The sequence below is a fragment of the Radicibacter daui genome, from assembly GCA_030657355.1.
Classification (GTDB): Bacteria; Pseudomonadota; Alphaproteobacteria; order Radicibacterales; family Radicibacteraceae; genus Radicibacter; species Radicibacter daui.
Genome location: CP131057.1, coordinates 30,518 through 42,923, shown reverse-complemented (window position 1 = coordinate 42,923; position 12,406 = coordinate 30,518). Strand labels below are relative to the sequence as shown.

General features: G+C 63.7%; 14 protein-coding genes. 5 read left to right on the top strand and 9 right to left on the bottom strand.

Annotated features, from left to right (window positions below):
• Nucleotides 1–4: 4 nt before the first annotated feature.
• From QTL98_RS20070 to QTL98_RS20060, 3 genes are all read right to left on the bottom strand, one after another.
• Complete coding sequence (locus tag QTL98_RS20070; protein WP_445682599.1) at nt 5–1,102, bottom strand: TIGR01620 family protein; 1,098 nt, start codon at nt 1,100–1,102, stop codon at nt 5–7.
• Nucleotides 1,099–2,514 carry a YcjX family GTP-binding protein gene (locus tag QTL98_RS20065; protein WP_445682598.1) on the bottom strand — a complete coding sequence of 472 codons (1,416 nt, stop codon included), beginning with the start codon at nt 2,512–2,514 and terminating at the stop codon, nt 1,099–1,101. Before QTL98_RS20065 ends, QTL98_RS20070 begins: the two co-directional genes overlap by 4 nt.
• Before the next feature lie 484 nt (nt 2,515–2,998).
• A complete protein-coding gene (locus QTL98_RS20060; RefSeq protein WP_445682597.1) occupies nt 2,999–3,367 on the bottom strand; it encodes a hypothetical protein in 369 nt (122 codons plus the stop codon).
• Between the two features lie 279 nt (nt 3,368–3,646).
• Between QTL98_RS20060 and QTL98_RS20055 the strand changes: the two genes are divergently transcribed.
• The 3 genes from QTL98_RS20055 to QTL98_RS20045 all read left to right on the top strand — a co-directional run bounded on the left by QTL98_RS20055 (nt 3,647) and on the right by QTL98_RS20045 (nt 5,532).
• Complete coding sequence (locus tag QTL98_RS20055) at nt 3,647–4,765, top strand: NAD(P)/FAD-dependent oxidoreductase (RefSeq protein ID WP_445682596.1); 1,119 nt, start codon at nt 3,647–3,649, stop codon at nt 4,763–4,765.
• A 160-nt stretch (nt 4,766–4,925) separates the two neighbouring features.
• Complete coding sequence (locus QTL98_RS20050) at nt 4,926–5,201, top strand: type II toxin-antitoxin system ParD family antitoxin (protein WP_445682595.1); 276 nt, start codon at nt 4,926–4,928, stop codon at nt 5,199–5,201.
• Nucleotides 5,188–5,532, top strand: a complete 345-nt coding sequence (locus QTL98_RS20045; protein WP_445682927.1) for a type II toxin-antitoxin system RelE/ParE family toxin — start codon at nt 5,188–5,190, stop codon at nt 5,530–5,532. Before QTL98_RS20050 ends, QTL98_RS20045 begins: the two co-directional genes overlap by 14 nt.
• A gap of 84 nt (nt 5,533–5,616) precedes the next feature.
• Here QTL98_RS20045 and QTL98_RS20040 read toward each other — a convergent pair whose 3' ends face one another.
• Complete coding sequence (locus QTL98_RS20040) at nt 5,617–6,072, bottom strand: Lrp/AsnC family transcriptional regulator (protein WP_445682594.1); 456 nt, start codon at nt 6,070–6,072, stop codon at nt 5,617–5,619.
• A 115-nt stretch (nt 6,073–6,187) separates the two neighbouring features.
• Here QTL98_RS20040 and QTL98_RS20035 point away from each other — a divergent pair, with 115 nt between their 5' ends.
• The gene (locus QTL98_RS20035; RefSeq protein ID WP_445682593.1) at nt 6,188–7,108 is read left to right on the top strand and encodes a DMT family transporter; all 921 of its coding nucleotides are present in this window, start codon (nt 6,188–6,190) and stop codon (nt 7,106–7,108) included.
• A 15-nt stretch (nt 7,109–7,123) separates the two neighbouring features.
• On the top strand, nt 7,124–8,296 hold the full coding sequence (locus QTL98_RS20030; protein ID WP_445682592.1) for an aromatic amino acid transaminase: 1,173 nt from the start codon (nt 7,124–7,126) through the stop codon (nt 8,294–8,296).
• 70 nt (nt 8,297–8,366) lie between these two features.
• Here the strand turns inward: QTL98_RS20030 and yghX are convergent, their stop codons facing one another.
• The 5 genes from yghX to QTL98_RS20005 form a co-directional block, all read right to left on the bottom strand.
• Nucleotides 8,367–9,257 carry a YghX family hydrolase gene (gene yghX / locus QTL98_RS20025; RefSeq protein WP_445682591.1) on the bottom strand — a complete coding sequence of 297 codons (891 nt, stop codon included), beginning with the start codon at nt 9,255–9,257 and terminating at the stop codon, nt 8,367–8,369.
• A gap of 121 nt (nt 9,258–9,378) precedes the next feature.
• The gene (locus QTL98_RS20020) at nt 9,379–10,116 is read right to left on the bottom strand and encodes an amino acid ABC transporter ATP-binding protein (protein WP_445682590.1); all 738 of its coding nucleotides are present in this window, start codon (nt 10,114–10,116) and stop codon (nt 9,379–9,381) included.
• A complete protein-coding gene (locus tag QTL98_RS20015) occupies nt 10,073–10,786 on the bottom strand; it encodes an amino acid ABC transporter permease (protein ID WP_445682589.1) in 714 nt (237 codons plus the stop codon). The genes QTL98_RS20020 and QTL98_RS20015 overlap by 44 nt, the downstream gene beginning before the upstream one ends.
• Nucleotides 10,783–11,457, bottom strand: a complete 675-nt coding sequence (locus QTL98_RS20010) for an amino acid ABC transporter permease (RefSeq protein WP_445682588.1) — start codon at nt 11,455–11,457, stop codon at nt 10,783–10,785. Before QTL98_RS20010 ends, QTL98_RS20015 begins: the two co-directional genes overlap by 4 nt.
• Before the next feature lie 44 nt (nt 11,458–11,501).
• Nucleotides 11,502–12,266 carry a transporter substrate-binding domain-containing protein gene (locus tag QTL98_RS20005; protein WP_445682587.1) on the bottom strand — a complete coding sequence of 255 codons (765 nt, stop codon included), beginning with the start codon at nt 12,264–12,266 and terminating at the stop codon, nt 11,502–11,504.
• Nucleotides 12,267–12,406 lie beyond the last annotated feature (140 nt).

The following is a 12,406-nucleotide window of genomic DNA, read 5'->3' as shown; positions in this document are numbered from 1 at the left end:
CCGCCTAGCGGACTTGGCCTTCCTCCGGCCCGTCCTCGCTGCCGTCTTTTTTCATCATCCGGTCGGCAAGCCGGCGCGCGAGAGCGCTGACCGACAGCGGCTGCGCCACAATGGCCGGCAGCGGCCGCACGGTGCGCTGGGTGGCCACGCCAAGCCTGACGGTGAGCAGGCCGTTGACCATGCCCTCACCCGCCCGCCGTGACAGGCCGCGCAGCACAGTGTGGCCGAAAACATTGCCGAGAATGCCGTCGGTCGCGTCGAGCCCGCCGGTCACCAGCAGGGCAAGGGCCACCTGCCGCATCAGCCGCAGGGTGGCAACCCAGCCGCCGCGCCCGCCATAGAGGCGGGAAAGCTGGCCAACGAGGCGCAGATTGATGGCGGCGGTAGCCAGCAGGTCAATGGCGGCAAAGGGGCTGAGCGCCGTGACCATGGCCGACCGGCCGGCAGCGGCAAGAATGAGATCGGCGGCTGCCCGGTCCAGCCGAGCCATCACTTCGCTGTCGAAGAGGCTGATGAGGGCAGCGCCATCGGCCGCGTGTTCGCCGTGGGAATCTGCCCGCGCAATTGCCCATTCGAGATCGCGCCGGCCCTGATAGAGGCGCCGCAGCGCGCGCATGACCGGTGCCGCACTTGCCAGATCGGCCGCCACCAGCGCGGCCTCCGCCTCGGCCCGCAGGGCGCCAACCTTGCCAAGACGCGCCAGCGCGACCAGTTCGCCAACAATGATGCCGGCAAGCCCGAGCGCCAGCAGACCAAGCGGCGCCAGCAACAGGGCAGCGATAGCAGGCGGCTGAGAGAGCGCCTTTTCCACCAGCGCATCGCCGGCAAGCCCCACAAGCACAAGCGCCCCGGTGCCGATGCCCCAGCCGACAAGCCGCGCGGCCCAGCTGGCACGGCGGGGCGGCAGGGGCGGCGGCGGCTCCATCGGGGTTTCCACCACCGGCACAGCCTCCACCGCATCGAGACGGAAGACTCCGGGGCGGATCATCCGGTCCGCGACCGCCACGGCAGCGGTCGCCCGGCGTGCCCGCTGCGGCAGCGGCGCTGCCTCGACAAACGGTACGACCGGGACGCTGCCCGGTTTTGCCGGATCCTGCGTCATGCCAGCGCCTCCCCGATCAGGAACTGCAAGGCCCGGTCGAGCCCCAGATGCGGCAGCGGTTCGCCCGGAGCGACCAGCCCGGCACGGGGCGGCGGGGCAAAGGAAATGCTGGAGAACTGGCCGGCCGCGCTGGCAGCCGCCAGATCGGCCTCCGACAGGCTGGCCGGTAGTGCACCGGCAAAAGCCGCCACCGGCGCCCCGCCGCCCAGCGGCGTGCCGGTCACGCAGCGCAGGACTTCCCCATCCCGCGTCACATCGGCTTCCTGCGTGGCACGGACCGAGGCAATGGCCATCGCGGCCGTTGCCGCGCCATTGAAATCGGCTTTACGGCGCGCCTCCGCCACCATGGCCGCCAGCAGGCCACCATAAGCGGCATGCATGTCGCGCGGCAAATGATCGGCCTTGGTGGCGGCGAACAGCAGCTTTTCCACCCGCGGGCGCCAGAGCGGGCCGAGCAGGCTGGAAAGGAAGCTGTTGGAGCCGTGGCGAAAACAGTCCAGCGTTTCGGTTATCGCGAGCCCGAGATCGCGCACGCTCGCCGGCCCGGCCTTCAGATGGTCCAGCAGATCGACAAGCACGATCTGGGCATCCAGCCGGGAAAACACCGTTTCAAAGAAGGGTTTGACGAGGCGTGCCCTGTAGGCCTCGTACCGTTCTTCCATCAATCGCCACAGGCTGCCCCGCCCTGGATCGAAAGCGGCAGGAATGAGTGGCGCGAAGGTAAGCATCGGCGCCCCTTCGGCTTCGCCCGGCACCAGAAACCGCCCGGGCTGCAGATGGGAAAAGGGCGTTTCGGAATCCCGGCAGGCAAAAAGATAGGCCGTGTAGCGCCGGGCAAGATCCGCCGCGACGGCCTCGCTGGCAGGTTCTGCCGCCTCTACCGTCTGCAGCGCCTCAAGGAAGGGAGCGGCCAGCGGGCGGCGCTGGTTTCCATGCATGATGTGGAACGCCTGCGCCGACCAGTCGGCAAAATTCTGCCGCAGCATCGGCAGGTCGAGCAGCCATTCACCGGGATAGTCATAGATATCGAGATTGAGCACGGCATCGCTGCCCCACTGGCGCCAGAGCGCATGCGGGCGATAGCGCAGCGAAAGCCGAAGCTCTGAAAGGCGGGTGGTGCCCGGCGGCCAGCCGGCGGTGCCGGAAAGGCCGTTGATGGCGGCATGCGCCGCCTCGTAATCGAAGCGGGGCACCTGCGGGTCCGGCTGCGGGCGCAGCAGCGCGGCATGCAGCCGCCCTTCGGCCCGGGCGGTCAGCAGCGGCAAACGTGACGGGTTCAGCAGATGATCGACGAGGGCGGTGATGAAGACCGTCTTGCCTGACCGGCTGAGGCCGGTGACGCCGAGACGGATACGCCCTTCCATCAGGTCGCCAGCCATGCGGCCGGCGCTGTCGAACAAGGCTTCAAACATGGGCGCCCCGCAGGCTGGCAGCGCGCAGCGCACAGGGCCGCGACATTACCCTGCCCTTTTCCTTCGAGGTGCCCCCCCGACAGCGATCCTGCATGCGCATCCTTTCAGGGCCGGTGTTCCGTATGTGCCTCGGCCGGGCAAGGCACGGATGTTGGCCGGCATGTTGCCATCTGCCAGCCCATGATGCTGCAAATGTTGCTTTTTTCGAGGCGTTTCAACCCATAGCCCGCCGACGAAACACAACGGATGCCTACATATGCCGACAAAACCGGGATTGTGAGGGCGCTGCGCCAGAGGGCAACAACCCCGCAAAAAGAAAGGCCCCGGTGGACAGCCGGGGCCAATGAACAGGACGAAGTTTATTGGCCTTGATGCCGTTGGGAGGCCGGCGGACCAACCGGCTTTTTGACGTTTTCCGGCCGAGGGAAGCCGAAAGGTCCGGGGAAGAAACGAGGGGAAGCCGCATTTGCGCGTTCCAATGTTCTCAGGCCGCCAGCACACCGGCGCTCTGCCAGCCGGAAACCGCCGCCTCCGCCCAGCCCACCAGGGCGCCGGGCGAACCGCCGGTGCGGATGGCGTAACCGAGCACAGGCTCGTTCCGGTTCGCGCCTGCAGCGCTCACTCCCGGCCGGTCCCGCGCCTCGACAGCCTCGGCCGGCTGCTGGCGCACGGCATAACCGCCGCCCGGCTCGGCAGTAATGGCCGTGACCCAGGGGGTGCCGGGATTGGGCTGGGAAGCACTGCCATCGGCATGCAGCGACCAGTCCGGCCGGCGCGCACAATCCAGCACGGCCCGGTGAACGGCGGAGAGGTTGAGGCCGGCGGCCATGAAGAGATTATCGGCAATGATCATTTCATCTCGCTCCCCATCACGCGGAAAGGGTTTGCCGGCCCTTCAAGGCCGGGCGGGACAAGATCCCGCGGCTGCATGACCCTTATTTGCCATAGCAACGGGGCGAGAACAAGAACAAAATAAGAACATCTGTGGAGAACCTCACAGAAAGCGCCCGTTTCGGGCCCTGTCCGGTCTGTTTGCCGCGCCCCCTCACCCGGCAGCCGACGCTGGCACCGGGGGGCAACCGTGCTAAGACAGGCGGAAGATTTGCCTGACGGCTGAGGAGCTTGGCTAACCGTGGACCAGGTTGACTGCGTGGTGGTGGGTGCTGGCGCCGTAGGTCTCGCGATCGCGCGCGCACTGGCGATGGCGGGACGCGAAGTGCTGATTCTCGAAGCCGCGGACGCCATCGGCACCGGCACCTCCTCGCGCAACAGCGAAGTGATCCATGCCGGCATCTACTATCCCCGGGGCAGCCTGAAGGCCGAACTCTGTGTCGCCGGACGCAAGACGCTCTACGACTATTGCCAGAGCCATGGCGTACCTTACCGGCGCCTCGGCAAGCTGATCGTCGCCACTGACGACGCCCAGCTTGGCAAGCTGGAGGAGATTGCCGGCAAGGCACGGGTCAACGGGGTTGATGATCTGGAAATCATCGACGGGGCAAGGGCCCGCTCCCTGGAGCCGGCGCTCTCGGCCACCGGGGCCCTGCTTTCTCCCTCCACCGGCATCATCGACAGCCATCAGCTGATGCTGGCCTATCTGGGCGATGCGGAAAGCGCCGGCGCCATGCTGGCGCTCGAAAGCCCGTTGCTCTCCGCCCGCCCATTGGATGGCAGTGGCTTTACCCTCTCCGTCGGCGGGGCGCAGCCGATGGAAATCGGCTGCCGGTGGCTGATCAACAGTGCCGGCCTTTTTGCGCCGCAGCTGGCGGCCCGCATCGAGGGGCTGGCGCCGGATTTCGTGCCGCAGGCGCATTTCTGCAAGGGCAACTATTTCACCCTCGCCGGGCGCTCCCCGTTCTCGCGCCTCATCTATCCGGTGCCGGAGGCAGCCGGGCTCGGCGTGCATCTGACGCTTGATCTTGGCGGGCAGGCCAAGTTCGGCCCGGATGTGGAGTGGGTGGAGACGGACGGCGCCGCGCCGCTCGACTATCAGGTAAACCCCACGCGCGGGGAAAGCTTCTATGCCGCCATCCGTCGCTACTGGCCGGCTCTGCCGGACGGGGCGCTGATGCCGGCCTATAGCGGCTATCGCCCGAAACTGGGCGGCCCGGCGGAAGCTGCGGCGGATTTCGTCATTGAGGGGCCGGAGACACATGGCCTCGAGGGCCTCATCAATCTCTTCGGCATTGAATCGCCGGGACTGACGGCTTCACTGGCGATTGGCGAGCGGGTTCAGGCACTCTTTGCCTGAGCCCCGGCCATCCCCTGTCAGGTCTCAGGAACTTTCCGAACCAGGTGAACCTGCGCTCCCATGCCAATCTGACCGCCAGCTACTCCGGACCAATAGACGATGAAGCGACTTGATAAATGTGCTACTGAGTAGCAAGTTTGATGCAAAGGAGCCCACGGGGATGAGTGTCAAATCGTCGATCTCGTTGACCGATCAACAAGATGCATTTGCCCGTTCGCTGGTGGAAAACGGCCGGTATTCCAGTATGAGTTCTGTTATTCAGCACGGGCTGGAGTTACTTCGCCAGAAGACGGAAAACGAGACAGCGGAAACGGCTGCGCTTCGAGAACTGGTCGCGCGGCGATTGAACGGACCGACGATCTCTGCAGCGGAAATGGAAAGCCGTGTCGGAGCAATGATTGAGCGCAAGCGCCGGGCCGCCCGTGTGGACTCTTGAATATTCAGAAGCCGCTGAACGCGATTTCGAGCAAATCTTCGACCATCTGTTCACTGCCTATATCAAACTTGGAGAAGCGCACGACGAGGCGCTGGAACGCGCCGCTGAGCGAATCGACAACTTACGGCGCGAAATCAATCGCCTGACCGACACCCCATATATCGGAACGCAACGGTCCGATATTTACACAGGCATCCGGTTTCTTCGGCGGGACAAATCCGCCATCTGGTTTCTGCCAGCAGAAAGCAGCAATACAATCATTGTTGTGGCAATCTTCCACGGCGCTCAGGATCACATAAGACAGATGCTGGTACGTATGCTGGCGAAATGAGCCGCTACAGCTAGTGCTCTTTCGATTCACACCGAAAAAGCGAACGAGTTTCCGGAACTATCCGCACGCCAGGTCCCGGCGCGCTCAGATGCGCGGAAAGACCGTCGACCGTTTTACGGTGCCGTAAGCGAAGCTGGTGTCGATGGCGGCAATGCCCGCGATATTGTGTAATTCATCCCGCACGAAGTGCTCATAGTCCTTCAGGCTTTCGACGAGCACCCGCAGCAGATAATCCGCCTCGCCGGTCATCACGTAACAGTCCTGGATACGGTCGAGCGCCCTGACCTTCGCCTCGAAGGTGGCCACGGTGGCCTTTGAATGCCGCTCCAGCCGGATGCGCACAAAAGCCGTGATCGGCAGGCCATAGGCCTCCTCATCCACGATCGCGGTATAGCCGCGGATAATCCCGTCCTCTTCCAGCTGCCGCAGCCGGCGCAGGCAGGGGGAGGGCGAGAGCGATATCTTCTCCGACAGTTCCTGGTTCGTCAGCCGGCCATCCTTTTGCAGGGCCGAGATGATCTGCCGGTCCTTGTCGTCCATAAAAGGCTCTTTCCTGGCAGAATCTGCCAAACATTCGCTCATCACTGGCAATATTAGCAAGAAACTGTCCCGCCAATAACGGTAATCTTTCTCCATCGAAAAGCAGGGGAAAAGCATGTCCGACGCGGCGATCATTCTGGGCAGGCCCGAGGTCAAAGGGCATCCATCGGCGCTCGCCGGTTATGTCGTGCTTGGGATCGTGGTGTTTGTGTGGGCGGGCTTTGCCCTTACCCTCAGGGCCATCGGCGCCTCCCCGCTCAGCCCTGCCGATGTCGCGCTGATCCGCTTCGCCCTGCCCCTGCTCTTTCTGCTGCCCCTGTCGGCAAAACGTCTCGGCAAACTGCGGAAAGTCGCGCCGAAAGACGCGCTCCTCGTTCTGCTGGGTGGCGTGCCGTTTTTCTTCATCGCGACCGAAGGTGCCCGCACCACGTCTGCCGCCTTTGTCGGCGCGCTCATTGCCGGCACGAGCCCGGTGGCGGTTGCCCTGCTCTCCCGCCTCTTCGAGCGCAAGCTTGTCGAGCGGCGCAAACTGCTGCCGCTCGCGCTTATCCTTTGCGGTGCCGTCGGGATGGTGATCGGTCAGCCCAAGGCCGTCGATGCCGGCACGATGAGCGGTGTCGGTTTTCTGCTCGCCGCCAGCCTGCTCTGGGGCGCCTACACCATCGGCCTCAGGCGAACCGGCCTTGATGCGATCTCGAACGGCCTGCTTGTTTCCGCAGGGTCGCTGATCGTCATGACAGTCCTGATGCTGTGCGGGCTGACACAGGTTGATTTCAGCAAGGTCACGCTGTTCGACGCCGCGCCCTTTCTCCTGATCCAGGGCATTGGCGTCGGGTTGGTGTCGACCGTCGGTTATGCCTTTGCCATCTCCCGCCTCGGTGCCAACAAAAGCGCAACGATCGGCTCCCTCGCCCCGGCGCTGGCCGCGCTACTGGCGATCCCGCTGCTGGGTGAGCCCCTCTCTTTCGCCACGCTTGCCGCCATCGCCCTCATCACCGCAGGCGTCATTCTCTCCAATCGCCCCACTCGCCGCTGACAACAGGGAAACGCCATGCTCAACAACTTTCCCGCCGCCGCTCCCGACCCGTTATGGGATCTGATCAACAGCTTTCGCGCCGATGGTCGCCGCGAAAAGATCGATCTCGTCGTCGGCGTTTATCGCGACGCTTCCGGCAATACCCCGGTAATGCGGGCGGTGCAGGAGGCCGAGGTGCGGCTTGCCTCGGCGGCGCTTTCCAAATCCTACCGGGCCCTTTCCGGCAACCACGCCTTCAACGCCGGAATGGCAAACCTGCTGCTGGGTGCCAATGCGCCGGCCCTTGGCCGTCAATGCACCATCCAGACCGTCGGCGGCACCGGGGCGCTGCGGTTGCTGGCGGATTTTATCGCCCGCATTTCCCCCGGCACCACCGCCTGGAACACCGACCCCAGCTATGTGAACCACAAGCCGCTGATGGCGGCCGCCGGCCTGCCGGTCCGGCCCTTCCGCTGGATTGAAAACGATCATGGCCTCGATCTGGAGGCTGCCTTCGCCGATCTTGATGCGGCGGCAGCCGGGGACGTGGTGATCCTGCATGGCTGTTGCCACAACCCGACCGGCATTGATCCGACCTTCGAACAATGGAAAGAGATTGCCCGTTTCTGTGCCCGCAAGCGGATTACCCCGCTGATCGACATGGCCTACCAGGGTTTCGGCGAGGGGCTGGAGGAGGATGCGCAGGGCCTGCGCCACATGGTGGACCAGCTCGACACCGTGTTTGTTGCGGCCAGCTGCTCCAAGAATATGGGGCTTTATTGCGAGCGCACCGGCGCCGCCATGGTCATCGCGCCGGATGGCTCCTTCCTCGGCAATATCCGCTCGACGCTGGAAAACATCACCCGCGCAAACTATTCCATGCCGCCCGACCATGGTGCCGCGATTGCGGTTTCGCTTTTTGAGCAGCCGGCCCCGTGGCGGGAAGAGCTGGAAGCGGCCCGCCGCCGGGTTGCCGATACCCGCCGCAGCCTTGCCGATGCACTGGCGACCCTGGGCGCGCCGGAACGGCTGCAGGTGCTGCGCCGGCAAAAGGGCATGTTCTCGCTTCTGCCGCTTGACGGGCAGCAGATGGAACGGCTCCGGCTCGAGTTCGGAGTCTATGGCACGGCTGCCGGGCGCATCAACATCGCCGGGCTGCTGCCCGGACAGATTGATACCCTCGCCCGGGCCCTGAAGGCTGTCGGCTGAGGCCGGGGATCAAGAAGAAAGGCCGGGCGAAACGCGGCGCCTTGCGCCGGACCCGCCCGGCCTCCAGGCATCAGGCCAGGTACTTGTTGAACCAGGCGATGGTGCGATCCCACGCCAGTTTGGCCGTCGCCTCGTCATAACGCGGCGTGGTGTCGTTGTGGAAACCGTGGTTCACGCCCGGATAGACATAGGCTTCGTAGGTCGTGCCATTGGCCTTGAGCGCGGCTTCATAATCCGGCCAGCCGGCATTGATGTTCTTGTCCAGCTCCGCATAGTGCAGCAGCAAGGGCGCCTTGATGCGCGGCACATCCTCCGCCCGCGGCTGGCGACCATAAAACGGGGCCGCCGCGCCAAGTTCGGGATAGGCAACAGCCGCCGCATTGGCGACACCGCCGCCATAACAAAAGCCGGTGATACCGACCTTGCGGCCCTTAACGGCGGGGTGCGCGCCGAGAAACTCGATGGCGGCAAAAAAGTCGTTCATCAGCTTGACCGGATCGACCTGCTGCTGCAGTTCGCGGCCTTTTTCGTCATTGCCGGGATATCCGCCGACAGAGGTCAGGCCATCCGGCGCCAGCGCCACGAAACCGGCCTTGGCCACCCGGCGGGCGACGTCCTCGATATAAGGATTGAGCCCCCGGTTCTCATGCACCACCACCACACCCGGCACCGGATCCTTTGCGGCCGCCGGGCGCACCAGATACCCCCGGACATCGCCATTGCCCAGCGGTGAGGGGTAGTGGATGTACTCCGCCACGATATCGGGATCGGTGAAGGACACCTGCTCGGCGAGCGCATAATCCGGGCTCAAGGAGGCCAGCAGCGCTGCTGCCGTGACGCCCCCGACAGCAAACCTGCCGGCACGCTCCAGAAACTCGCGCTTGGTGATCCGTCCGTGGACGTAATAGTCGTAGAGCTCAAGCAGTTCCTGCGGAAAATCCTTGGCAGTCAGACGTGTCATGTCGAGGTCCCTCTCCCGTCAGCCCTTGTCAGGCAGTTGCTCCCGGAGAAAGACATGGTGAGGCATTTTTCAGAAGAAAGTGCCTCTCATATTCAAAAATTGGTGAAGGGACAAAAACCCGTCACTTTCGCGAGATCTTGTCGATGAAATCGCGCGTGCGCTGCACCTGCGGCGCATCGAAAATCTGCTCCGGCGGGCCGATCTCCAGCACCCTGCCCTCCGCCATGAAGGCGACGCGGTGGGAGACATCCCGCACGAAGCTCATTTCATGCGAGACAATCAGCATGGTGATGTGCTCGGCAGCGAGCAAACGGATGGTATCCAGGACTTCGCTTACACGCTCCGGGTCGAGGGCCGAGGTCACCTCGTCCAGCAGCAGGATTTCCGGCTTCAGGCAGAGCGCACGGACAATCGCCACACGTTGCTGCTGCCCGCCGGAGAGCTGATCGGGATAGGCATCGAGCTTGTCGCCCAGGCCGACCCTGGCCAGCAGGTCGCGAGCCTCGGCCTCAACCTCGGCGCGGCTACGCCCCCTGATCTTGACTGGCGCGACAACCGCATTTTGCAGCACGGTCATGTTGCCGAAGAGATTATATTGCTGGAAGACGATGGCAAGCCGGCTGCGGGCGGCACGCAACGAGCGCCGGTCCTTGTAATCAATCTCCTCGCCGCCAATCGAAACCGTGCCCCGCTCGGGCGGAAGCAGCCCGGTGACCGCCCTCAGCAGCGTACTCTTTCCGGAGCCGGAGGGACCGATGAGGCTGACGATCTCGCCACGGCTGATGGAGAGGTCGATCCCGTCCAGCACCTGCAGTTCATGATATCGGGCGGCGAGCCCGCGAATGTCGAGATACACCAAGACGGCTCTCCAGATGGCTCCCCAGCCGGGCCAGGGGGTATGAAATGACAAAATAGAGCAGCAGCACGGCGCCAAAGACGATGAAGGCGGAAAAGCCCTTGGTCGTCAGGATGCGGCCGGCCTGCACCAGCTCAAGGACACCCGCCTGCGAGGCCAGGGCGGTGTCCTTGATGAAGAGGACGAAGTAACTGAAGATCGGCGGCAGGATGACCGGCCAGGCCTGCGGCAGGACCACCAGCCTCAAGGTCTGCCAGAAGCCGAAATTCATCACCGTTGCCGCTTCGATCTGGCTTTGTTTGACCGCGTCCAGCCCGGCCCGGATGATCTCGGACACGAAGGCGGTGGAAATCACCGATGTGCTGATGAGGGCAATCGTCAGCGGCGCAAGGTCAAACCCCAACACCTGCGAGCCGAAGAAGAACAGCATGAGCGTGACGAGAAACGGTACCCGGCGCAGAATCTCGACATAAATGAAGGCGAAAGCCTTGAGGGGAAGCAGCAGACGGGCGTGCGACCGGCGCGCGAGCGCAAGCAGCAATCCGAACACGAGGCCCACGATGCAGCCGAAGGCCGAAAGAAGCAGGGTCGTCAGCGCTGCCTGCCCCAGCAGCAGCAGATTATAATAGGTGAAGACCCGGGGCAGCTGGCCGAGAAGATCGCTGAAGCTCATAGGACCTTCACCCTCGCCCGGAAGCCATAACGCGCCACCAGCGCCAGCAGGATCGTCGCGCCCAGCGTCACCAGCACGTAAAGGCCGGCGACCAGCGTGAACACCTCGATCGAGCGGAAGGTTGTTGAGTTGACGTTGAAGGCGCGGCCGGTCAGTTCCTCGACCCCGAAAACCGCCGCCATGGAGGAGCCCAGCACCATCATGATGTACTGGCTGCTCAGGGGCGGCAGCAGGACCCGGAAGATGTGCGGCAGGATGATGAAACGCAGCAGTTGCAGATGGTTCATCCCCATCGTCTCGCCGGCCTCCAGCTCCTGCCGGTGAACCGAGGTCACACCGGCCCGCAGGATTTCCGTCAGGTAGGCCGCGGCGTTCAACGTCATACCAAGGAGGACGGCCGCGAAGGGGGAGAAGAGGATGCCGAGATCGGGCAGGCCGTAGAAGATGACGTAGATCTGCACGAGCTGCGGCGTGTTGGTGAAAAAGACAACATAGGCCCGCACCAGACCGGACAGCACCGGCCCGCCATGCAGGCGGCACAGGGCGCCAACAAGGCCGAAGAACATGCCGCCGCAAAAGGCGAGCCCGCTCAGCACAAGGCTGATGAGCGCACCCCCGAGGAAATAGGAGAGGAAGGGCGTGACTTGCCCATATTGCAGGACGTAATGCATAGGCGCCTCAGGCCCCTCCCCGATATGGTACTAACCCAGACCGATCAGAAATAAGGGTTCGGATGGATCGGATAGACCATGTCGATCCCGAACCACTTCTTGTAGGTCACATCGACGAAGCCGGAGCTCTGCAACGAGAAGAGCGCCGTGTTCAGCCAGTCCTTGAGGGCATCGTTGCCACGGGCGACACCGATACAGTCATAATCGACCGAGGCGGTGGCATCGGTCAGGACGCGCGTTGCATCCTTGTAGTTGGCAGTGTAGCGGCCGAGATAATCGACGACGTCCACGATCGCATCACCGCGGCCCTGGAACAGGGCACGGACGGCATCGGGGTAGTTGTCGAACAGCACAACCTTGGCGTTGGGCAGCCGCGTCTTGACGAAATCCACCGGCGTGGTGCCCCGCACCTCGATGAGGTTCACGTCCGCGCTGTTCAGATCGTCCATCGACTTGAAGGGCTTGCTGTCCAGCGTCAGCGCGCTGATCGCTTCGGTAATCACCGGAACGGTAAAGTCGATGACCTTGGCGCGGTCAGGAGTGCGGGTGAGGCCGCCCAGCACGATGTCAGCCTTGCCGGTCGCCAGGAACGGAACACGGTCGGCCGAGCCGACCTGCACCAGCTTTACCTCAACGCCCAGCATTTCACCCAGCTTGTTCGCCAGGTCGACATCAAAGCCGGTGATCTCGTTCTTGTCATCGTAAACGCCCAGCGGCGGCAGATTCGGATTGATGCCGACGACCAGCGTCTTGGCGGAAAGCACCTCGTCCAGGCTGTGGGCAGAGGCGGCAACCGGGGCCAAGGCCATGCAGGCCAAGCCCGTGATAAGACTGACTTTCTTTAAAAATCCCATGATTCCTGAAGCCTCCGTTCCTGTTTGGGTGACGGCTGGTGGTTGTTCCCATCAAGCCTAGCGGTTTGGATTGCGCTTTGTGTTTTGTCGGTATA